19 protein-coding genes and 2 pseudogenes are annotated in these 21709 nt (G+C 67.0%); 7 read left to right on the forward strand and 14 right to left on the reverse strand.

Translation table 11 applies throughout. The features are described from left to right. The 8 genes and pseudogenes from ACODR1_RS22900 to ACODR1_RS22935 form a co-directional block, all read right to left on the reverse strand. Nucleotides 1-500, reverse strand: a pseudogene (locus ACODR1_RS22900) (hypothetical protein); the annotation flags it as partial. Beyond that, nucleotides 494-3421, reverse strand: a complete 2928-nt coding sequence (locus tag ACODR1_RS22905) for a TonB-dependent receptor domain-containing protein (protein ID WP_488882497.1) — start codon at nucleotides 3419-3421, stop codon at nucleotides 494-496. The gene ACODR1_RS22905 and the pseudogene ACODR1_RS22900, both read right to left, overlap by 7 nt. A 138-nt stretch (nucleotides 3422-3559) precedes the next feature. Further along, entirely contained in the window at nucleotides 3560-4525 is a 966-nt protein-coding gene (locus ACODR1_RS22910) for a FecR family protein (RefSeq protein WP_488882498.1), read from the reverse strand. A 9-nt stretch (nucleotides 4526-4534) separates the two neighbouring features. Next, on the reverse strand, nucleotides 4535-5077 hold the full coding sequence (locus ACODR1_RS22915) for an RNA polymerase sigma factor (RefSeq protein WP_488882499.1): 543 nt from the start codon (nucleotides 5075-5077) through the stop codon (nucleotides 4535-4537). A gap of 346 nt (nucleotides 5078-5423) precedes the next feature. Continuing rightward, nucleotides 5424-5762 carry a hypothetical protein gene (locus ACODR1_RS22920; protein WP_488882500.1) on the reverse strand — a complete coding sequence of 113 codons (339 nt, stop codon included), beginning with the start codon at nucleotides 5760-5762 and terminating at the stop codon, nucleotides 5424-5426. Between the two features lie 221 nt (nucleotides 5763-5983). Further along, nucleotides 5984-6493, reverse strand: a complete 510-nt coding sequence (locus tag ACODR1_RS22925) for a hypothetical protein (protein WP_488882501.1) — start codon at nucleotides 6491-6493, stop codon at nucleotides 5984-5986. A gap of 92 nt (nucleotides 6494-6585) precedes the next feature. Continuing rightward, nucleotides 6586-6882, reverse strand: a complete 297-nt coding sequence (locus ACODR1_RS22930) for a DUF7684 family protein (protein ID WP_116488459.1) — start codon at nucleotides 6880-6882, stop codon at nucleotides 6586-6588. 627 nt (nucleotides 6883-7509) lie between these two features. Next, a complete protein-coding gene (locus ACODR1_RS22935) occupies nucleotides 7510-12129 on the reverse strand; it encodes a hypothetical protein (RefSeq protein WP_488882502.1) in 4620 nt (1539 codons plus the stop codon). A gap of 465 nt (nucleotides 12130-12594) precedes the next feature. Here ACODR1_RS22935 and ACODR1_RS22940 point away from each other — a divergent pair. The 3 genes and pseudogenes from ACODR1_RS22940 (at nucleotide 12595) to ACODR1_RS22950 (ending at nucleotide 14235) form a co-directional block, all read left to right on the forward strand. Beyond that, a pseudogene (locus tag ACODR1_RS22940) lies at nucleotides 12595-12871 on the forward strand (HU family DNA-binding protein). 127 nt (nucleotides 12872-12998) lie between these two features. Continuing rightward, a complete protein-coding gene (locus ACODR1_RS22945) occupies nucleotides 12999-13508 on the forward strand; it encodes an SH3 domain-containing protein (protein ID WP_488882503.1) in 510 nt (169 codons plus the stop codon). Between the two features lie 64 nt (nucleotides 13509-13572). Further along, nucleotides 13573-14235 (forward strand): hypothetical protein, encoded by a 663-nt coding sequence (locus ACODR1_RS22950; RefSeq protein ID WP_488882504.1) that lies wholly within the window; start codon nucleotides 13573-13575, stop codon nucleotides 14233-14235. Here the strand turns inward: ACODR1_RS22950 and ACODR1_RS22955 are convergent. Next, nucleotides 14221-14478: a DUF4236 domain-containing protein gene (locus ACODR1_RS22955; RefSeq protein WP_488882505.1), complete on the reverse strand. Its 258-nt coding sequence runs from the start codon at nucleotides 14476-14478 to the stop codon at nucleotides 14221-14223. The two genes, ACODR1_RS22950 and ACODR1_RS22955, sit on opposite strands and share 15 nt — an antisense overlap. A gap of 78 nt (nucleotides 14479-14556) precedes the next feature. On the opposite strand from ACODR1_RS22955, the gene ACODR1_RS22960 reads away from it, so the two are divergent. Both ACODR1_RS22960 and ACODR1_RS22965 read left to right on the forward strand, forming a co-directional pair. After that, nucleotides 14557-15420 carry a DnaJ domain-containing protein gene (locus ACODR1_RS22960; RefSeq protein ID WP_488882506.1) on the forward strand — a complete coding sequence of 288 codons (864 nt, stop codon included), beginning with the start codon at nucleotides 14557-14559 and terminating at the stop codon, nucleotides 15418-15420. 209 nt (nucleotides 15421-15629) lie between these two features. Continuing rightward, nucleotides 15630-17366, forward strand: a complete 1737-nt coding sequence (locus ACODR1_RS22965; protein ID WP_488882507.1) for an SH3 domain-containing protein — start codon at nucleotides 15630-15632, stop codon at nucleotides 17364-17366. Between the two features lie 121 nt (nucleotides 17367-17487). Here ACODR1_RS22965 and ACODR1_RS22970 read toward each other — a convergent pair whose 3' ends face one another. The 3 genes from ACODR1_RS22970 to ACODR1_RS22980 all read right to left on the reverse strand — a co-directional run bounded on the left by ACODR1_RS22970 (nucleotide 17488) and on the right by ACODR1_RS22980 (nucleotide 19182). Then, on the reverse strand, nucleotides 17488-17580 hold the full coding sequence (locus tag ACODR1_RS22970; RefSeq protein WP_488882529.1) for a hypothetical protein: 93 nt from the start codon (nucleotides 17578-17580) through the stop codon (nucleotides 17488-17490). Nucleotides 17581-17785: 205 nt separating this feature from the next. Then, on the reverse strand, nucleotides 17786-18187 hold the full coding sequence (locus ACODR1_RS22975; protein WP_488882508.1) for a GNAT family N-acetyltransferase: 402 nt from the start codon (nucleotides 18185-18187) through the stop codon (nucleotides 17786-17788). A gap of 92 nt (nucleotides 18188-18279) precedes the next feature. Then, on the reverse strand, nucleotides 18280-19182 hold the full coding sequence (locus tag ACODR1_RS22980; protein ID WP_488882509.1) for a 3'-5' exonuclease: 903 nt from the start codon (nucleotides 19180-19182) through the stop codon (nucleotides 18280-18282). Nucleotides 19183-19298: 116 nt separating this feature from the next. On the opposite strand from ACODR1_RS22980, the gene ACODR1_RS22985 reads away from it, so the two are divergent. Then, nucleotides 19299-19550: a hypothetical protein gene (locus tag ACODR1_RS22985; RefSeq protein WP_488882510.1), complete on the forward strand. Its 252-nt coding sequence runs from the start codon at nucleotides 19299-19301 to the stop codon at nucleotides 19548-19550. Between the two features lie 359 nt (nucleotides 19551-19909). On the opposite strand, the gene ACODR1_RS22990 is transcribed toward ACODR1_RS22985, so the two are convergent. Together ACODR1_RS22990 and ACODR1_RS22995 are read right to left on the reverse strand one after the other, a co-directional pair. Then, nucleotides 19910-20383 (reverse strand): nuclear transport factor 2 family protein, encoded by a 474-nt coding sequence (locus ACODR1_RS22990; RefSeq protein ID WP_488882511.1) that lies wholly within the window; start codon nucleotides 20381-20383, stop codon nucleotides 19910-19912. Nucleotides 20384-20463: 80 nt separating this feature from the next. Next, the gene (locus ACODR1_RS22995; protein WP_488882512.1) at nucleotides 20464-20706 is read right to left on the reverse strand and encodes a hypothetical protein; all 243 of its coding nucleotides are present in this window, start codon (nucleotides 20704-20706) and stop codon (nucleotides 20464-20466) included. Between the two features lie 342 nt (nucleotides 20707-21048). Between ACODR1_RS22995 and ACODR1_RS23000 the strand changes: the two genes are divergently transcribed. Continuing rightward, entirely contained in the window at nucleotides 21049-21354 is a 306-nt protein-coding gene (locus ACODR1_RS23000; protein ID WP_488882513.1) for a hypothetical protein, read from the forward strand. Nucleotides 21355-21709 lie beyond the last annotated feature (355 nt).

Genomic DNA, 21709 nt, shown 5'->3' on the forward strand with positions numbered 1-21709 from the left:
CCCCCGACGCCGTGATCGTAGGCGTCGCGCTCGGCCTGCCGGATGGCTTCGCGGGTTGCGCGGACGCGCCAGGTCAGCGTGCCGCCCTTCAGGACGAACGCCTCGATATCGGCGGGATCCTGCGTCACCTGCTCGACGCGATGATCCGACGGGCGGGCTCTCCAGATCTGGAGGCCCGTCTCGCTCACGGCCCTGAAATAGAGCCATTGTCCGTCGCTCGACCATTGCGGCGCTTCGGCGTCGGCCGGCCCGGCGTCGGTCCAGACGGGCTCGCCGCCGTCGGCGAGCCTGGCCGGCGGGCGCGAACCGTCGGTGGGGGCGGCCCACCAGGACAGGCGCCGTCGGTTCTCCGCGATCGAGGCCTCCTCCTGGCGATAGGCCACCCAGCGCTGGTCCGGCGAGACCGAGACGCTTGAAAGCGTGGCCATCTCCACCATGTCGCGCAATGCCGGCGACGGCGGCGTCGCCGCAATCGCCAGCGCCATCAGGAACGTTACCATGACCGGGTCACCGTCAGGGCTGCCAGGCGGCCGATCGGCGAGGCGTTGTCCACATCGAAGCCGATGGCGCTCGACGGGGTGACGCTTTCGACGAACGGCGGGTCTTTGTCGAACAGGTTGGTCACCGACAGAGCCAGCCGCAGGCCGTTCAAGAGGCCCGGGTTCGGCGGCAGGCGAACGGCGACATTGAGGTCGAGGGTGGTCCAGCTTGAGACGGACCTGTTGGGCGTTACCGTCTGGTTTACGTAGCCGCCCGAATGGTTGAGCGCGGCGGCGAAATCCCATGGACCGCGGGACCAGTTGGCCCGCCCTCGCAGACGTAGCTTCAGGGGATTGCCGACGCTGTCGGCCACGTCGACCGACGGCGCCCCGGCTGTGTATCGCTTGTCGACGCGGAAGGTGTAGGCGCCCGACACGCCCAAACCGATGCGCTCGCCGGCCAGGGCGCCCTGCCATCCCGCATCGAAGTCGATCCCATCCTGCACCATGGAGGACAGGTTCTGATTGCGGGCGTTGGCGATGATCTTGATGTCGCCGGCCGCGATGTTCGACGTGTTCGAGAGGTAGGGCGAGGCATAGTACTCGGCGATCTCCGCCGCCGTTGGAGCCTCGTTGAGCTGGCTGGCGTAGAGGTTGCGATTTATCAGCATGTTGAGGGCGTCGGCGTTCAGCGCGCCGATCCGGTCCCGGTAGTCGACGCGATAATAGGTGGCCGCGATGCGCACGCCGGGCGCCCCGGGCGGCTTCCACTCGACGCCGGCGGTCCAGGTCTTGGCCCGCTCCGGGCCGATCCCCGGCGTATTGCCGAGCAGGAAGAGGACATTGGTCATGCCCGTCGGCGACCGGGGATCGACCACGGCGTAGGGAAAGTATTGGATTTGCCCGGGGCCGATCCGCTGATCCTGGAAGCTGGGCGCGCGGAATGAGGTGCCGTAGCTGCCCTTGACGGTCAGGCCTCCGAAGGTCGCCCAGTCGAACCCGACCTTGGGGTTCGTGGTGCGGCCAAAGTCGCTGTAGTCCTCGAGCCGCCCGGCCAGGGACAGCTCAAGGCGCCGTACGCCAGGCGTCTGCTGACGCTCGCCGATCAGCGGCGCGCGAAGTTCGGCGTAGAGCGCCTCGATCTTGCGCGCGCCGGGGAAGGCTGTCTGGACCACGCGCTGATTGGCGGTTGTCTGATAGCTGGACGATGTCAGCCTGTAGCGCTCGCTGCGGTGCTCGTAGCCGACCGCGAGTTTCAGCGGCCCGCCCGGCAACTCGAGGAGGTCGCCGTCGCCCTTCAGGCCCGCCGTCCAGACGGTGTAGACGCCGTCGCTCTTGGACCAACCGCGGATCGACTCGATCGTGGAGGGATTTGTCGCCCGTGGTCCGCCGAACAGATTGTAGGCCGTGGCCGGATTGGTGTCGGCGAGCGCGAGGCCGAGACGATAGGTGTTGACCATGTTCTGCAGGCCCATCGCGTCGTTCTGGCGGCCGTAGCCGCCGGAAGCCGTCAGCGACCAGGCGCCGATACGGCGGGTCAGTTCCGCGCCGGTGTTCACCGCGCGGACGTGGCCGCGGTCACGCTCGGGGCCGAGATCTTCGGCGAATCGATAGAGCACGCGGACCGGCAGGCGGGTTCCGAGCGGATCGACGTAGAACGGGTTGGTGACGGGGACCGAGACGGCGCTGGCCCAGACCGGAATGCCACGCAGGTCATAGCGGCGATCGGCGGCGAGCAGCCTGGCGGTGATCGTCGTGTCGGTGTCGATGTCGTAGCCGCCCGACACATAGAGCGACTGGCTGGTCTGGCGCGGCAGGATGTCCGTGCCCAGCCGCGCGTCCCGACGGTTGATCTGGTCCGGCGCCAGGCGCGCCGGGGCCAGGCCCGCCCCGTTCTGTCCGGCCGGGATCGCGAAGTAGCGCCCGCCCGCTACGATCGTGCCGGGGCTGGCATAGTTGGAGCGCCTGTCCAGGCCGCCGAACGGGCGAAGGTCTTCCCGGGCGTAGTCACGGTCTTCGGCCGCCAGGCGACCTCGACGCAAGGCCTCGTAGGCCAGGGTGACGTGGCCTCGCTCCCACACTTTCCCCACGATCAGCGCGGCCTGGCCCTGGCTGAGATCGCCGTCGGCGGAACCGAAGCGGAGGCGGGCCTCGCCCCCGTCCATCCGATCTCGCATGACCAGGTTGACGACGCCGGCCACCGCGTCCGAGCCATAGATCGCCGAGGCCCCGTCGGCGAGCACCTCGACCCGTTGCACCGCCGTGGACGGGATCAGGGAGAGGTCGGCGAAGCTCCCAGCAAGGCCGCCCATGGCGGGGCGATCGCCATTGATCAGCACAAGGGTCGAGGTGTTGCCCAGGCCCCTGAGGTTTACGCCGGTGCCATAGCCGCCATTGTACAGCGCGCCGTTGCGATTGCTCAGTGAAGCCGCGCCTTCCGAGGCGCCACCGGCATAGTTCTGCGGCAGCGCCTGCAGGATCTCCTGGGTCGAGGCAAGGCCGCTCGCCTCGATGTCCTGGCGGCTGATGGCGATGATGTTGGCGCCGGCCGGCCCACCGCCTCGGATCCGCGAGCCGGTGACGACGACCTCGGCGAGGCCTTCGGGTTCGTCACCGGCGCGGACTTCCCCCTGCGCGGTCTCGTCGGCGGGCTTGAGCACCAGGGTCGCGCCCACCCGCACGAGCTTGAGACCGGACCCGGAGAGCAGCGCCGCATAGGCCTGGTCGGCGGTGTAGCGGCCCGACAGCGCCGGGGCGGTCTTGCCCCGCACCAGCGGCGAGGCGACCACCACCTGGCGACCGCTGATCCGGGCCGCCGCGCCGAGCGCCTCGCCCAGCGGCTGGGCGGGCAGGTCATAGGTCTGGTGCTCGGCCTGCAGGAGGGGCGGCGCGGCCAGGGCCGGCGCGGCGGCGGTCAGGACGAAACCGGCGACCGTGGCCATGAGGCCGCGGCGTAGAAGGGTGGAGTGGTGTTGCATGAAGCCCCCGGGCGGCGGACCGCGACGGTCGCGGTCGTTCCGGGTGGCTCTGACGAGGCCGCGCGGCGACCCCTCACAAAAAACTTCTCGGTCCGGCCGAAATCAGGCGTCGCGGCGCGACAGCGCCAGGTCGCCGCCCGGGACCTCGGTCACCGTCAGCGACAGGGCCGCGGCCAGGGCCCGGGCCAGGCCGTCGGGATCGGTGACCTTCAGGGCGCCGCTGACCTGCAGGGACCCCAGCGCGGGGTCGGCTAGCCGGATCTTGCGGGCGCCGTAGCGATTGGCGTCGGCGAGAACTTCGGCGAGCGGGGTGTCCTGGTAGAGGCGAAGGCCCTGCGGCCACTGGCGCTCGCGCCCGGCGGCCCAGGTCGGCGGGCCCAGGCGGTCGTCGGCGAGGATCAGCGCCTGTCCCGGCTGAAGGCGAGTGCGGCCCGAGATCAGGGGGTGCCGGTCGCGCCGCGCCTCCAGGCTCCCGGATAGGGCGGAGACCTCGACCGCCCGCTCGCTGAGGCGCAGATCGAAGGCCGCGTCCTGGCCCATGACACGCAGGGCCCCGGCCTGGACATCGACCGGACCCTCAGTCTGGATGCGGGCGCGGCCGCGTTCGAGGACCAGGCGCGGGCGGCCGCGCTCGCTGGACGCCAGCAGCACGCTGTCGGCGTCGAGCACCACGGTTAGACCTGGCGCTGGAGACAGGCTGCGGATCTGGCCGGCCCCGGCGGCGAGCCGCTGCTGCGGCGGCTGGTCGTCGGGAAGGATCGGCCAGGGCGATACGGTGACCAGGGCGATGGCCGCGACGAGGCCGGCGGCGCTGGCCGCCCACCACGCCGCGGGCGGCGGGCCTCGACGCGAGGCGCTGGTGCGCAGGCGCAGGTCCGAGAGCTTGGAATGACCCAGGATCGCCGACTCCTCGTAGCGCCGGACCAGACGGTCATAGGCCTCCTGGCGGCCGGGTGCGGCGCGCCAGGCGTCGAAGTCAGGGCGCGCGGTTTGCGCGCCAGGCCCGCGCATGCGCGCGAACCAGGCGGCCGCCTCACGGCGCAGATGCTCTTCTTCCCCCGAGGTCATGGCGTGATCCTAGGGCCGGCCGAGGCTGCGGTCGACGGCGGCGATCGCCTTCATCATGTGCTTTTCCACAGCGCTGACGCCGATCCCCAGGGCGGCGGCGATCTGGGCGTAGGACTGGCCGTCGACGCGATGGCGCAGATAGACCTCGCGCGTCTTGGGCTTGAGCTTGAGGACGGCGGCCTCGTGGCGCTCGAGCAGTTGGCGCGCTTCGAGGGCCAGGTGGGGATCGCCGTCGCTCGTCGCGTGCGCCTCGGGCTCAAGAACGGCGTGGCTGCGCTCGCGGCGACCCGAGACGCTCTTGGCCCGATCGCGCAGCAGATTGCGGGCGATGCGGCCAAGATAGGCCTCCGGCTTCTGCAGGGCCTGCTTGCCGGCCGCATGGGTCAGGCGCAGGAAGGCCTCCTGGGCCAGGTCCTGGGCCTCCTCGGGACTGGTCCGCCGCGACAGGAACCGCAACAGGGCTGGAGCCTGGCGCCGGAACAGCGCGTCGAGCTTGCGGCGGGCGTCGGTCTGGGTCTCGCCCAGGACTGGGTCGACGGTCTTGAGGGTCATCGGCGCGGGCTCCCGCGCCGAGGGGGTCTGGCTTGAAGTCTGGTCTCTGCTGGCCCGGTCACGTCCGCCTCCAAGGAGAGGCGACGGAAGCGGCGAAGCCGCGTTCCCGAGACTCAAGCTTGAGTGTGGAGCGGCCGTCATCGACGGCGCCGCCGGCGCAGCACACCGGTCGCGCCGGGGCGGAGCCGAACGCGAAGCGGTTGGTTCAAGCGAGGTTCTCACGCCTCGACGCCGCGCTTTCAGCGGCGTGGGACGAGTCTAGAACAGGGTTCGGCAAGATGGCAAGGCAAGGTCTTGGACGCCTGCCTGATCATCGCCTCGCAGGACGCCGCCTGCGTCAAGCAGGCTAGCCGATCCGGCTGAACGCGCTGCGGCTGTTGCGCGCCTTGGCGGCGGCCTTGGCCAGGACCGGCTTGAGATGTGCCGGCTCGGCCAGGGCCAGGCGCACGCAGGTCAGGCCTCGGGCCCCCGCGCCGCCGGCCTGAGGCGAGAACACGCCGGGCGCGGCGGCCATGGCCGCCGCTTGGTCCTCGGGCGAAAGGCGCAGGACGGCGAAGGCCGGGTCGGGCGCGCCGAGGGTCGCGAACACCTTGTCGCCGACCAGGAACTCGATCGTCCCCAGGCGGGAAGCGACGCGGGCGTTGAGTTGGCTGAGCGCCAGTTGGCGGAAGTCGTCGGGGGTCATGGGTCGGCGTTCATGGCTGGGGTGGTAGACCAGGAGATGCCACGGGCCCTTCTACTGCCCAAGGGTTTTGCGCTGTTGAGCATGGGCTAGATGACCGGGTCGCGCCATAAACTGCCGCTTGTGCGCCTCCATAAACAGGACGTTCAGCGCCAGCCCGGCAACGGCACCGCACGACCCACCTACGACATTCAATATGTCCGGTGTCTTGCTCCATATCCGCCTTAATCCTCCACCCCGATTTGAGAGGGAGGTTTTTGACCAGTGGCCCCTTCGACCATTCCGAGGAGGAAGCCGCAAACCTTGATAGCGACAGCTGCAAGCCGCTTCATTTGAGGTTCGGCATCGAATTCGCCAAGACCGAGGTTCTTGGAACCCATCTGGCAAATGCGATCGATCGCTTTCTCGATCACGGCAGGCTCATCGCCGTGCGCGATTTGGTTGCGGGTTGTGTTTATGGTGCGGGCCGCCGCAAGTATTTCGCCCTGCCTTTGACTGGGCGAAAAAAGGCTTTCGAACAAGGCGAGCTTCATCGCGAAGCTAGGGTCGCGCTCAAGAAAAGGGCGCGGGTTCGGTAGCATTACCTTCAGGCAATCCTCTATAGTGGCTTCAATCAAAAGGTGCAGGGCGAGCAATTCCCCGTATGTGCCGCGCATCGAAAGGCTTAATCGTTGATAACGTTCAATGGTGTCACGATTTTCAGGCGAAACAGACGACATATCTTCATGTGTCATGCAAAAATCCGTCAACACTAGCGGGTGCTATTTTCAGTCGCCGATATTACTCGGGACCGCTAGGGATTTCCGCCAACCGCCCATAGCGGAGATTAAAGCCGGACGATCTCCGGAGATGCACCAGCGGCTCCGTCGCCCAACCATGCTGTCGCGAAGCTGATCACGCGATCCAGAGGCTCGTCGGGATGAGCGGTTGTGACGATGAACCGATCCGCATCGGACCCGTCGCCCACTACTAACCAGTCGATCTGATCTTCAATCTCTTCGGCCATCGGCCCAGCGACGCAGATCAGCTCGACACGATCTGCCACGCATTGCTCCACAAACGCCGGGAGTTTATCGGGCGCGCTCAAGGGCGCTTGGAGAACGACTTTCAAGGGATACGGCATGCGCGAAACCTATCCTGGCACGTGTCCGCTCACCACCCTCGTCAGTCGATCCGAATGTCTGCGCTGCCGGCCGGGTCGCGCCATTTGCAGCCATTCGGCCGGCTCCAGATTCCAGACGTTGCTGCACAATTCTGGCGCATTTTAATTCGGGAGATAGAACAGCGTCGGATGGTTCCGTCCCGCGCGCCGCCGCCCTAAGCTTGACCAAGAGCTAGCCGACCGCCCCGCAGGAAACTCAGCAATATGCGCAAGAGCTATGAAATTGATGGCCGGCTAGCCTCCACGCCGCTAGCCTTGCACGCAAAGCCGACGCTCGGTTCTATTTCCAAACCTTTGGCCCTGCCGTTCTCGCCTTAATCGGCGGGCTTCTCGGAGCGTTGATATCGACCGCCCTGAAGCCGCCCGTTGCGCCCGCACCGGCACCTGCAATTTCACCGCAACCAGCGCGCGCGGCAGTCGTTGCGCCCGCATCCGGCGCGGTGTGCGACACGAGCTCAGGTCCACCGTCGGCGCAGCCAAAAAGCCCCCATTGATCGGCCATTAAGGCTTGCCCGCGCCAATTGCTGCCGTTCGCGCACTGCCTGAAACGCGACGTTCGGTCGACTTAGTCCCACAAGCATCCGCCTCTTACGCCCCATCTTGCCGGTATTGGCCGGTTTGCGAGCGGAAGCGCTCGATGAGAGCGTCGCTAGGCCTCTTCTGACCGAACAGGGTCTCGGCCCTCTCTTTGGTTTTCTTTTCTGCGGCCTTTCGCCAGCGTTCGACCATCTCCTCGCCAAATACAGCAACGAGATCATTCGCCATCGGGTCGTCATCCGCGGCTTGGACGATCCGCCGGTCGGCGACCTCTTCCAGGAGGACGGCTCGGGTCCAAAGCTCCTGCCCCGCCGTCGCCGACTTCCAGGATTGATACCAGGCAAGGCTCTGCTCACCGGTGGCATATCGGGTCCGAGCCGCTTGAGCCACCTTGCCGAGGAAGCCATTGCCCCAGTCGCGTGCCAGCAGCGCCCGGCTGTGGTCGTTGGCGGAGCGGAAGCTGGCCACCGTCAAAGCCCGCGCCACATGTGCTGGCTGGGCCTGCATGGCCCCCTCTTCGACATAGTTCTGAAGCCAATCGGCCAAGCCCTCGCCTTCGGCCGCCAAGATGACGGTTTCGATGACGTCGTCGCTGAAGGCTAGGTCCAGAAGGCGGCGACGCAGAGCCTGCATGGCTGGCGTGTCCCCCGATCTGAAGATCATCACCATTTCAAACGGCAGCCGCGCGTCACCGATGACGATGTTCGAAGCGGGCGCGATCCCCTCGAAGGCGGTGAAGACCCTTGCGGCAAGCTCGCCATCGGCTTGGCCATGAGCGCTTGCGATCGCCAGGGCCAGGTTCTTCACGTTCGATTTCTCGCCCGCATCCTCGACCGCGAGGATGCGCCGCAGCCAATCGGCCGTGACCTCGGGGGTCTCCGTCGCGATCAGGCGCAAGCCTCGGTAGGGCGGGGCTGAGGCGACGCCGCCTGCCCCCTCAGCCGTTAGCGCCGCTCGGTAAGCCCTGGAGGCCTGGATCGTGGCCTTCTGCTGCTCGGCATATCGCCGCGCTCCGCCTTCCGCATCGTTGAGTTCGCGCAGGACAGCCATCGGATCCTCAGGCGCGTTCTTCACAGAGGAATTGGCCCACGCCGACGCTTCCATGCCGTCGCGGGACACCCCGTAGAAAAGTTCGACATTTTCAGGCGGCTGCGCCGAAATTGGTGATGTCAGCCGAACCACCCCACCTTCGACCAGCGCCGTCAGGTGGCTCAGAGCCGGCTTCCCCAACGCAGCCACCACGGGATCGACGAACCGAAGCGTCACATGCTCTACGAGATCCGGCCTCTGTTGCTGGACAATCGTGGCCGCAACGGTCCGCGCCACAGCAAAGGCGTCATCAGCATCCCTGGGCGCGTTGCGGGTCTCCAGGTGCTTGGCGACCTTGGCGTTCAATTCAGGTTCAGCAGCACGCCAAATCAATTCGGCCGCCGAAGCGGCATCTTCCTTGCGATCGGAGAACATCGTCTCGACCAAAAAGTCATGGATAGACGGCGTGATCACCTGCCGGCGCCGCGCGGCGAAGAACAACAACCGGGTCATGCGGTCGCTGTCGTCCTTCGTCGCAAGGACCAACTGCTCCAGTGTCTGAGCGGGCAGGACCTTGGCGGCTCGGCGCAGCGAGTAATAGAGCGGGAGGTCGGCGGGCAGGCTGAAAAGCAATTCGATCTGGGCCCGCGGCTCCAGGGACGGCATCAGCCCTCCGACCAACTGCAGCAGAACGATGTGCTTTTCGGTGTCGGGCGCCCGCTTCGGGTCGGCGATCAAAGCCTCAATTCCCTTACGGATCGCCATAGCCGCGTCGGGATTCAGGATCGGCGCCAACCGGGGCAGGTGCCAGCCGATCTGACGAAGCCCAAGCTTCGTGCGGCTCGACGCCTGGAGCACGACTTCGTTCAGCTTGGCGGCAAGATCATCTGGCGCAAAGCGTGCCAGCGTCGGCGTGATCTCTGCCAGATTGTTGTCCTCCGATGTCGGGCCCATAGCGATCCAAAGCTCATCGAGCTTCAGGGCGTGCAAGATCGCGAGCGCGTCCTGCGGCGGCGAACCCAATGTCGAGTTCGGGTCCAGGGGATCAACGGGGTTGAACCGATCGCGCCGGCTGAGCTTGCGTCCGGCGGCAAGGGGGCGAAGCGTCTCGGCGCGCTTCGCCGAGTCCAGGTCACCCAGCAGTCGAAGCGCCCTCGCGGCATAGCTTCGCATCGGTTCGGAAGAGGTCGGCTTAACCTCCGCATAGATCGACGCCACGGCATCCCGAGTTTGCGACCAGTCGGTGAGGTTGAGCCTCACACACCATTCCAACGGCGTCGGATCGTCATCGAGATCCTGGCCCAGGGTCCGAGCAATCGCCCATCCGGCCAGCCCAGGCGCGAAGGGTGCCTGTAGCCCTCCTGCCATCAGTTCCGCGGCGGCCTGGTCTAAATGTGCTGCCGGCGGCTCGGGCAATTGGTGGGACAGCGACCGCAACAGGCTCGCCTCTCCCGTTGAGAGTTGAACCAGAGCAGCGTCGATCGACTGCTCGCGCCGTGTTTGACGGCCGGCCTGATCCGGCAGACCGCGCCACGGCGCCCTTCCCTGTCGCGACCAGGTTCCAAGCCATTGATTCAAGCGCGCGTCGACGGCCATCGCCACGGTCGGCGCGCCACGCTGTTCGATCAGCAGACCGAGCAGCAGATCCTCGCGCGCGAGGTCCCCGAAGGCGCGCCGGGGCAGCTCAACCACGTCCAGGAACGCCGACGGCTTGGCCAGCAAAGCCGATCTCATGGCCTCGATGGCTTCCTCGGCGAGGTTCTGCAGGCCCAACCATGCCAGGATTAGGGCTCGCCGTCCCTCGGCCGGAAATCCCGCATCCAGACAGGCCAGGATCGTCGCCGCGGCTAGAACATCGCCGATCTGGTCGAACGCGCGCACCGGATCGATCGCTCGGTCCAGGGCTTCTTCGGCCGTGGTGTTGGCCGTTGCGAGTTCGGCCTTGATATCGTCGTTGAGCAGAAGTCCCAGCGCGAACGGCAGGGCCTCCGGACGGAAGGCGTAGCTTTCCAGGTCATCTCCCTGAATGGTCAGGAACCGCCCCTCCTCGATCTCCGTCAAGTCGTTGGCGACCTCGGCGGCCCCCAAGCGCTTGGCCGCGCCTGAGTGCGTGGTCCAATCGTCCCGACCGAAAGGCCTTGTCGGCTGGTTGAGGAAGACCCGTGCGTGACCCCGCAGCAGCTTGTCGAACTCGCCGGTGGTGTGTCGAATCCCGTTGCCCCGCTCGGCCAATCTCGAGCGCCAATACTCCAGCAGAAGAAGCTCGACGCTCAGGCCTTCGGGCGGGAGGCGATCAAGCAGTTCAAGGGCCACCGCACAGACCCGGGGATTTCGGATGAAGGCGCGCACCTTTTCGGGAATCTGCGTGATCGATCGCCCCACCTTGTTGAGCTGGGTCCCAAGCTCCGTGTCGGAATAGTCTGGAACCACGAGGGGGCGCGTGGCGAGGGTTCCGCCCAGTCGAGGTTCGACATCCCGCTTCCAGTAGGCGCTTCTGGACGTAACGATCAGCGCCCCACCAAGCGCTTGAACTTCGAAGGCCAAGCCCAAGAGAATATCCGCCCAGGGCATGGTTGCGCGCTCGTTCAACCCATCGGCGACCACGACAAAGCGCAGTTTAGAAGCCGCGCCCTGGCCCTTCCATCGCATGAGACGGCGCTTCCAGCTCAGGATCGCCGCTTCGTCTCGCCGATCGTCCTGGTCCGCCAGCAGGCGAGCAAGACTGCCCAACGGATCCGAAGGATCCAGCATTTCCGCGCGACGGCCCGCGATGAGGACCATGATTGGCGGCTCAGGCAGCGACCCCCACCATTGCGCCACCAGCCAGGTCTTACCTGCACCCTCTTCCCCCAGGACAACGATGCAGGCCGGCTCGACTTCATCCGTGACAACAAGGTCTTTGAGATCCCGCACCAAGCCGCTTCGCGCCACGGTCATCGCGTCCGGCTGAGCCACAGTAATGCGTTGTCCGAAGGTCCGTTGGCTCACCTTGGGGTCCGCGAAACGCTTACCCAGCCAGGTTGCAGAAGACTGGCGCAGAGCATCTAGGCCGACTTGAGCGGCCGTGACCTGAATGAGCAACTCCGCCCGCCGCGCGTCGAAGGCTTCGTCCTCGGCGATCTTGGTGAGAGCGTCGCTCAGGCTCAGACCGTCGATATCCGGACGATGGGCGGCAAACCAGTCGAGAGTGCGTTGCCGGGCGAGGGCGAGTAAGACCGCCAGGGGCGGAAGCGGCAACATCGTCCAGTCGAGGACCAGAAGACTAACGCCGCGCTCCTCCAGCGCGGGAACGAGTTCGGCGACGATCTGCTCACCCACCACCGCCGTGGTCCCCAAGGCCCAGACATCGACCTTTCCGCCCTGGAAGATTCCGGCCAGAGTGGCCTTCCCGATCAGATCTTCCAGCCTCAGGTCACTCGTATAGAGCTTGGACTCGAAGCCAATGGCGAAGGCGCTGGACGGAGTGCTGGCGGCGTCTCGACCAAACTGGCTTCCGGACTTTGACAGCCGGAACGTCAGCCCTGAAAGCGTCGCCAAGGCACCGGCCACGAGCCCCTCGAAACCACCGTCCCCGGTTGCCTTGAGGCCCAGCAGGGTGGCACGCAGATGATCCAGTGCTATGGTCGTGTCGGAGAACGGCATGGCTTTCTCATGCCCTTCGCCCTCAAAGGTTGCAACCTCGCACAATTCGGCCTTTGCGGCGGCCCGCCTCGATCGCCGTCTAGATCCGAACGCCCTCTTCAGGCAGGTTCTGCGGCACCAGTCCCCGGGTATTGATTGTCCCGACGATGCGCTGGGTCAGGCGGCTCAAGCGCGTGGCCCGCCGCGCCAAGGTGACGAGCTCGGAAAGCTGATAGCGGGTCTGGCGCCGCTTGAGATCGCCCTCGAACCGCCCGGCCCAAAGGCGTCGTCACCTTTGAAGGCGCCCGCTATCAGTGCGTGGTGACCGCGCGCTCCCACGCCCCGTCGGGACAGGTGATCAGCTGGGACCGCGGTTGGTCCGTGGTGACAACCAAGACGCCCAAGGCAGAGGATCTCTAGCCGCCCGCGTGACAAGGCCCGGCGGTCCGTCCAGGCCTGTGGGGCTGATTTCGAAGGGATCTTCTCATGAACACCGCCAATATAGCCGAAGCTCTGGTCGCTACCGACGACAAGCTGACCAAAGCCTAGGCCAAGGCCCTGTTCGAGAGGGTCTTCAAGGCCATTGCACAAGCCGCCACCAAAGGCGAAGAGGTGTCGATCCCCCGTTTTGGCAAGTTCAAGGTCCAGGAAAAGCCAGCTCGCACCGGCCGCCCCCTCCACCGGCGCTGCCGTCGAGATCGCCGCCAGCAAGAAGGTCGCCTTCGCGCCGGCCAAGCAACTCAAGGACGCCGTCAACGGCTGACCTCCAAGTGCCCGCCAGGCCGCATCGCCCGAAGGGGTGGTCCCTCGGGCTGGCGGCTCCGCTCTCGCCAAGGTTAAGCTTCAGGGCTATGGACAACCCGAAACTCTAGTTCGGGGGACCATCCAGCTTGCGTGGTTTGATCATCGCCTTGGCGATCTGGCTAGGCGCGGCCGGCGCCAGCCAGGCTGCTGACACCGTCTATGTCTTGGCCAGTTCGCTCAATTGCCGCCTGTCGCCCTCGCCCAACGCCGAGGTCGTAGCTCGCCTTGGCCAAGGCGAGACGGTCGAAAGGGCCGAGCGCGGCGAGGCGTGGTCGCGGGTCGAAACCGCCCGCGGCGCGCTCTGCTGGGCCGCCACCCGCTATCTCGCCGCTGACGCCCCATCCGAGGGCCTCAGCCAATATAGCCTCACACACGCGTCTAGCCCGCGCGCCTCCAGGCATCGCGCGTCTTCCGGCCGCTCAACCAGCACCGCCTCAGGACTGATGTCGCCAGCGCCGCGAAAGACCCGCCGCGGCCGAACCTCGTCCTACTATGACGCGGGCGGCTGTCCGTGTTCCGGCGCGCGCATCTGCATCGGTCCTCGCGGCGGCCGCTACTGCATCACCTCCGGAGGCAACAAGCGCTACGGCGTCTAGGACTTGGTCTGCCGGCTTGGCATCCGCCGAACCGGCTATAGATTGGATGCTGGAGGGGACGAGCATGGCCAGCCGACGCAACAACCAGGGTGCGGGGATCTTGATCGCGATCGGTCTAGTGGTGGCCGCCGTCGCCTTCATGGGCCCGTTCGCCCTCGCCATCTGGGCGCTGGTCAAAGAGGCCAAGGCGCTACGCTACGGCGGGGCGCGCAAGTCTGCGGACATCATCGCCGATAGTGAGCGCGACGCCGTGAGGCGGGCCGAAGGCGAGCTGAGCGCGCTCTATTCGGAAGCCGTCGAGATCCAGCATAGAGGCGATCGGCTGGGCCTGATACGGCGATTGGAGGGCTCGCGCTTCGATGCGCGCAACCGCCAGGCGCGCGACCTCAATGATGCGCTCGATCGCAACGAGGCTGAGACCCTGGCGCTGAAGCTACGGCTGACTGACTACAGGGCCGACCTATCGGCGCGCCTGGAAGGCTGGCTGGGCGCGCGCTCGGGACGGGCGGCGGCCCGCGCCGCGCTGCTGACCTTCGTGATCGTCTTCGTGGTCATGCTGTTGGGGCAGCTGGAAACGCTCGGCGGTCCGGTCAGCCTTGGGAGGATTCTGTTTGGCGCGACCGGCGACGGCGGCGCAAGGTCGGTCTCCAGCCTTATCGCGACCATCGTGGCGCTTCTGGCCGGATGGATCGCCGGGGTGGTCCGCCGCAGCTCACTCGCCGCCTAGGGCTTTTTCCAGCAGACGGGTCCGGACGTCCTCGGAGGGCGGCACGGCCGAGGCGCGGCGCGTTCTGACCTGGTGGGTGACCGATAGCCCTGAGCCGGGCAGGCCGGCGGTGAGCCGCGTTCCAGACTTGCCGAACGTCGCACGCAAGCCGCGCACGCCCACGCTTAAGGACAGGCCGCCACGGCTGAGGTTGAGCCACAGGTTGGGCAGGATCCGAACCCGCCGGAAAAATCGCAGATACATGACGCCCCTCCCCAACCAAGGCAACCACAGCCGCCTTGGTTGCGCGAGTCCTTGCGAGCATCGCCAGAGGTGAGCACAATGGCGCCGTCGACGAAGGGGTTGGGCGTGGGCGAAAGCCATTATGACGTGCTGGGGGTCTCGCCCCATGCCGAGGACGTGGTCATCGAGGGTGCCTACAAGGCGTTGCTCAAGCGCTATCACCCTGACGTGCACCAGGGCGACACGGTTACGGCGACGGCCAGGACCGCCCGTATCAACGAGGCATACCGTATCCTGAAGGACAAGGATGCGCGTGCCCGCTACGATCGCGACCAGCAGTTCTCGGCCAAACCGCCTCCGCGCGACGAACAGAAGCGCCAAGGCCGCACCGCACCACCACCTCCTCCGCCTCCACCGCCAAGGCGAGCGACGTCCTGGACGCCGCCGACCACTGCCGCGGCGCCGCCGATCCCGCCAGCCTCGACCCGCTCGAAAATTGTTGCCAGCGCGTTCGCCGCTCTCGCCGCCCTGGTCCTGGTGGCCGGTGTCGGCTCCTTCATGGATCTTGCCGAAAGGCCGGCCAGCGCCCCTGCCCCGCCGGCCGAGCCCCCGAAATCGACCGCGACCCAGCCTAGGGCGGCCGCGCCAAAGGCCCCGGCGGAGGCGCCGGCGCAGGCCGTCCCGACCTACGATCCGAGCTTTAATTGCGCCAGGGCCGACACTGCGGTCCTTGTCACGATCTGCACCCATCCCGAACTGGCCAAGGCCGATCGCGAGATGGCCGCGCGCTACAAGGAGCTGCTGGCCACGGCCGATCCCCCCGATGCGCTCCGAGCCGAGCAACGCCAGTGGCTGGCGCAGCGCGACGCCAGCCCCGCAGACGCCGAAATGCTGCTCAATCTCTACCAGGATCGGTTGCTAGCGCTGGGCAGCGACCAGGCGATCGCCGAGCATCTCTACTGAGTATCTGGCGTCGGGTGCCCCGCGACCCGACAGGAGCAATGTCCAAGGCCAAGCACCGGCGGCGATTAGCAGTGCGGCAATGGCAGTCCGCGCTTTGAAGGGCCAGCAACCCAAGCCTGCCCACGAAGAGCCCTCAGCGTAGAACTAGGCTCATGATAGCCCCAGCAGCGGAATGCAGCTAGACTTCAAGGTTTCGGAGCGAGACCAGAGTGGACATCGATCATATCGACTTAGGCATCCGGTTCGACTGTCCTGACCTCGACGTGCTGGAGATAGATCCGACCACCGCCGAGTTCGAGGTCTTTGCGGATTCTCTCAAGGAGACTGATGACGCCACAGGCCTCGTTCGACGACTGCTAACCGAGCACGCGCGGTCGGGGCCTCTGGACGACGCCGTAGCCCAGCGACCACCCCCTGCAACGATCCGCGCTCTTTCGGACCAGGCTCTGGACGCGGCGGCTTCGGCCTTCGTGGCCGCCTCGGGCCTTTACTTTCAACCCCGCTGGATCCGTGAGCCGGGGACTGCTCCCCTCAAGCTTCGCCCGCGACGGGACGAGGAACTGGACGACTTGACCGCCCGACAAGGAGAGAGCGGTTCACAGCGGCTGCATCGGATCCTAACCGACTGGAGCCGCGAGCGGCGTGATCGGCATGCGCATTTCGCGGAACCAACCACGTCGGCCGTGGACGCCGCCCCGGAGGTGGCGACAGGTCCGCGCGCTCGGCTAGGCGAACTGGCCGGACACAGTCGCGACCAGCGGGCGATCCTCGGCTATCGATCCGAGCAAACGCGTCTTCAGGACAGCCTGAGCGCGTTTGGCGCCCGTATGGCCGGGCAACAGATCGCTGCTCAGTCGGCCTTAGCCCGCGCGGCCGCCGGCATCGATACCGCGCCCTGGATGAGCGCCACCCGTGAGTTGACCCGTTTCGTTGACGATTTCGACCGGAAAAGCCGCTCGATCGGCGACCGCATAGGCCAGAATTGGGCGCACCCCGAGTCTCCGTCATTCGCCTCCATCTTCAGCGACCTTGGCGCCTTCGAGCGCCTGGCCGCCGACCAGCGCAGGAACCGGCAGGCGCTAGCGGCCGCCTTCGGCGGCCCCGAAATCTCCGCTTTCACGCGGACTTGGAGCGATCAGCACGATTTCCTCAAGACCGTCAGCCGCACCCTGGGCCTTGGCCTGCGCGCGGCGACGATCGCTTCATTAACTACGGTGAGCCCCCCTGGCCTTGGCCGCGTGCCGCTCGGTCTGGATGCAGCGAGCTATCTGCCCGCCGGGTACCAGCTTGCAGGAATGCTCGGCGCTCTTGGGGAGGTTCCCCGTGGCGTGGCCGCCGACGTCCTGAAGTTCTATGAGCCGGACGAAGCGGTCGTCATCGACACGCCTTTCGCCGTGGCGCGCGATGTGACCCAGGCCAATGACGATGGCCGTGCGCTCGACCCAGTCAGCGCTGGCGATCTGGTCGCCAGGATCGAAGCGACGCTGAATGAGAGGCTGACGAAGGAACGCGATCCGATCCGCCGCGCCAGCCTTCTCGAGATTCTGGCGTTCGTCCTCGCCATCTACAGCGCTATTTTAGCCACCGCCACCATGGCGCTGGACCTCAGGGCCGATGCCCGCGACGAGGCGGCAGCCAGCGCTCCAGATCCGGCCGACCAACTGCGGCCCGTGCTCGAACAGTTGAACAAATCGCTGCAGGAGCAAAAATCAAGCGAGCTCCCCGAAGGCCGGCATCTGCGCTATGTCCACGCGCCCGCGCCGCTGCGCGTGGAGCCGGACGGCAAGGCGATCGCCATCCGAACCGTCTATCCCGATCAGCCGGTGCGGATCGAGGACGAAAGAGGCGGTTGGGCCAAGGTCGCGGTATTCGACTATCACGGCGACGCCGAGGTCATCGGCTGGATGGCCCGCCGTCATCTGCGGCTATCCCCCCTGGACCATTGAGCGCGGTGCCAAGACTGTCCCGATCGCCAGACACACGAAGCGCGCGCGCCGCTTCCATGCCCCCTTCCCCGCCCAAGCCCGCTGCGCCCAAAGGCGCGACGGGCCAAGCCGCCTAGTATTCCTAGGCGACCATCATGATCAGCGCCCGCCTGGTGATCACCGGGCTGGCCGGATCGGGCGAGGCCATGCACAGATCGAGGTCGTAATAGTCGATCTTTCAAAAGAGCTGCACACCGCGATCTCGATCGCCCCCAAAGTCGCATTCGCCATGAGGGTTACCTGCGCTATCGCCCTTCTAGTGATTGCGAGCGAATAGGGCATGACGCTTAGGTCAACTCCAGCAAGCGGACCTTCCCAAGTTCGCCGATGAGTCAACCTACGCCACTTGAACACGGGGGATGTGCGTCGGTCTGGCTGGGTTAGAGGGTTCTGCCCATGATCTGGCAGTAGGTTTCGAAACCCCATTTGCGCCAGAAGCTGACGGCTATCTCGTTGGCGGCGGCCACTTCGATCTCGACTCGCGTGAGGCCGCGGCCGGCCAGCCAGTTGCAGAGTGCGCCCAGGATCAGTTCGCCGACGCCGCGCCGCCGATGGCTGGCGGCGACCTCGAGGTCGGTGATCAGGCCGTGTTCGAGGGGCTCGAAACAGGCGGGGCGCCGGCGAAGCTGGCAAATGCCATAGCCGACGATCTCGCCGCCGGCTTCGGCCACGACGACCGCGGCGTCGTTAGCCGCCATGTACTCGGCCAGAAAGCGCTCGAAGGCGATATGGCCGTCGGCCTTGGGTGTGAAGATCGGATGTTTTTGCGCGTGCTGGGCCATGGACGTGCGCCACAGGGCCACGATCGGCTGGATGTCGGCTGCTTGCCCCTCGCGGACGTTCAGGTCGTCAGGCGGGCGAGGGCCTTGCGTCATCAGGCTCGCTCCGAGAACCGCTCGAACGCGGTGATCCGGCGTGGGGTGAGGCCAGGATCGTAGCCGTAGATTTCCTGGGCGAGGAATAAAAGTTCGGCCTCGCGGTCGGGTTGGGCGACCTCGGTGTACCAGGCCTTGGGGCCGGCGACGTCGTCGCCGTTCCAGCGATAGCCGCGGGCCTTGAGCTTGTCCTTCTGCTCGAAGGGGGCGTTGGTGGCGGTGATGCGCCAGGTCGGGGCGCGGGCGGCCTGGAGAAGGTGAGCAAGGGCCGTGCGGCCGTCGGCGAGCGGGCGGGCCAGGATCTCAAGGCCGGCCAGGCAGTCGTTCTCGGCCCGGTGGCCGTCGAAGAAGAAACCGCACCGGCTGGCGAGATGGGAGAGTTTGGCGCTTTCGGCCCCCTCCCCTTTCCAGTCGACCTGGCTCATCGAGCAGGCCCAGCCCTTGAGCTTGAAGGCCTCGGTCAGGCGCTCGACGATCGGACGGTCGAAGGCGGCGTTGTGCGCGATGACGATGAGGGCTGGTGCGATGAAGGCGGCGACCTGGGCGGGATCGATCGCCCGCCCCTCGACCATGGCGTCGGTGATGCCGGTGATCTTGGTCACCTCGGCCGGGATCGGCTTAGAGGGCTGGTGGAGGGCGATGAACGGCTCGTGGACGGCGCAGAGGCGGCCCTCGGCGTCGTAATCGAACGGGACCATCGCCAGTTCGATGATCTCGTCCTTGCGGGTGTCGACGCCCGTGGTCTCTGTGTCGAGGAAGATCCCGCGCTTCAGCGTGGCCGGATCGGCGCCGGCGTGCAGGGTGCAGCCCTCGAACCGGCGCAGCAGGCGATAGCGGCCGCTGGCTTCGAGCTGGGCGGCCATGGCTTCCAGGGCGGCGAGGTCGGGCGTGGCGTCGGGCATGGGCGTCCGGGAGATTCGTCGGGCCATCCTGCCATACCGCCGGGGGGCTTGTGGACGGCGGGCGGATGGGGATGATCGGGAACCGGGGGCGACTCTGGACATAAGGCGCTAGGCGGGTGGACGATCAGCAGGACGAGGCCGACGCGTTGCTGGCCCGGATCATGATGGTTCGCGACGACCTCAAGGCGGGCCGCCTGACCCTGGCGCAGGTGGAAGCCTATCGCCGCCTGGGCCGCACCATCGATCGGATCACGCGCCAGATGGACGCCGCCGCCGATATCGAGGCGGCCACTGCGCTGTGGCGGGCAGGCGCCGAGCTGATCAGGATCTTCCTGGCCGAGCACTTCGAGACCCCGACCTGTCACTGAGCCCGCGCCATGAACGCCCCGTGCACGCGGCGGGAACGGTCGTCATGGATCGCCCGGGCCTTGGGCTTTTCGCGGCTCCACCGGAAGAAGCCTTCCATGACCTCGTTTGAGATCGGGAGCGTCCAGAGGATGCGCAGCCAGGCGATCGCTTCCTCGCGCTCGGTCCGGTGGAGGCTTTCGGCGGGGCGGGTGTCGGGCTGGTCGCCGGACTGGGCTCCTCGATCCGGGCGTTGAGATCACGCTTGAAACGTGCGCTGACGCCTTGAACGAACGCCCGGACATCCGCGACAGCCGCCCGGACCCGGGGGCGGCTCAATCCTTTGTGTCGCGCGAGGCTGGTCCGGCGCCGGGGAAAATCATCAGGGCGCGGCCGCGTGGTCGATGCTGAAGGTCCGGGCCATGCGCCATTGGCCGTCGGCGCCCAGCTTCCACAGGATCGAGAACCGCGCCGTGCCGGCCAGGCGCTCGGGTCCCTCGCCCTTGCGCTCATAGAAACGGTGAGCGCCCTCCTCGATCGCGCCGAAGCCGGGAATGGTATGGACTTTCAGCGTTTCGGGGACCAGCTCGCGCCGCGAACGCCAGGCGTCCGGGGCGCGCTTGGCCGCGCAGCTGCTGGCGTAGTCGTCCACGAAGGCCTTGCGGTCCATCGCTCCGCCCTTGTCGTGATAGAACTCCATGTCCTCGGTCACCAGAGCCGCCAGGGCCTCCGGATCGCATTGGGCGAACATGACGTCGAACAGGGCCGCGTCGCGTGCGGCGATAGCCTGGGTCAGCGCCGGTTGAGGAGGGACAGAGACGGCCGCGGCGGCCAGCGCGGCGAGGAAGGCGAGCATCCAGGGCTCCTTGGGATCGGCATGATCATCAGCCCGACCTGGATCCCGCATCCGCCGCGGTCTGTCGCGTGAATTCGCCGTTACGAACGGGGGATCGCCCACGGTGTCTCCAACGGGTCTTTCCACGACGGCCTGGCGGCGGGGCGTCGGTAGGTCGCCACGTGGCGCTCGCCCTGCCACACCGACACCGCCATGGCCGAGGCGTGGTCGTTCAGCACCTGGACGGCGTTCTCCAGGGCGGCGCCGTCATTGGCCAAGTTGGCCATGACGAAGGTCAGGCAGGCGCCGTCCGGCAGACGGGGATAGAACAGGAAAGCGGCCATCGAGACCTCCCGCGGCGTCAGGCGGGAGCGTGGGGCAAAGCCAGGTCCCTCAGCCGCCGGCGCCTGTGGATCCTGGCCGGCGATGCTGCGACCCTAGGCTGCATGGCTCCGGCATGCGAGCGCTAGCAGGGGAACGAATTGTTACAGCCGTGAGGTTGGGAGCACGCGGTGTCTCGCCTGCGGCGGCCGGGCCGCACCGAGCCCCCTCCCCTGAAGGCTTGGCTCAAGTACTGGCCTTGGCGGTCGCTGATCGCCGCCCGGATGTGCGGCCAACTTGGGGCCGTAAGCTGTTGACTCTTGGGCGTTCCGGAATGAGAACATTTAAGGAACGCGGAGATTGTCATGTCCACCCAACGCGCCGGCCGGCGCGCGAGCCCGCACGCGCCTACGGTCGAGAAGATCATCAGCCGCGAGATCGTGAGGCTGCGGCGCGTGCGCCAGTATGGCGGCGCCGACCAGGGGCGCACGCTGATGTTCACCTTCGAGGGCGGCACGCGCCGCGCCCAGCGCAGCCGCGACAGCTTCATCGACAAGGAGCGCGTGCCCGACTTCGAGGGCGAGGAGGCCTGGTTCGAGGTCGAGCAGGTCAGCGCCAGGCCTTGGTCGTTCTGGCGGGCGGTCAGGCGGTTAGAGGGGCCGGGAGGATGAGGGGGCTGCCGGTCGCCTGAGCCCGCGGGCGGCCTAGTCGGCCCTGGGCGGCATGCCCATCGCCCGTCGCCAGTCCGGGTCGCGCTTCTCCGCCTTGTGCAGCCTGTCGTGGCAGGCGGTGTGCAGGAGGCGAAGGTGCGACAGGCAGATCTCCGCCTTCCGGGGCGCGGTCGACAGGCAGGGACCGCAGTCGAGAATCCGGGTTCGGAGTGACGTTGCAGCCCTGGCGATGCGTCTGACGTCGACATCCGGTCTTCCGTTTCATGATCCAACCACACCGTCAGGGGGACGGGGGGCGCGAGCGGCCGGGCTCCAGGCGGCGGGCGCGACCCGAGCCCCCTCCGCTGCGGCTCGG

This window comes from Caulobacter sp. FG7 (assembly GCF_057808875.1).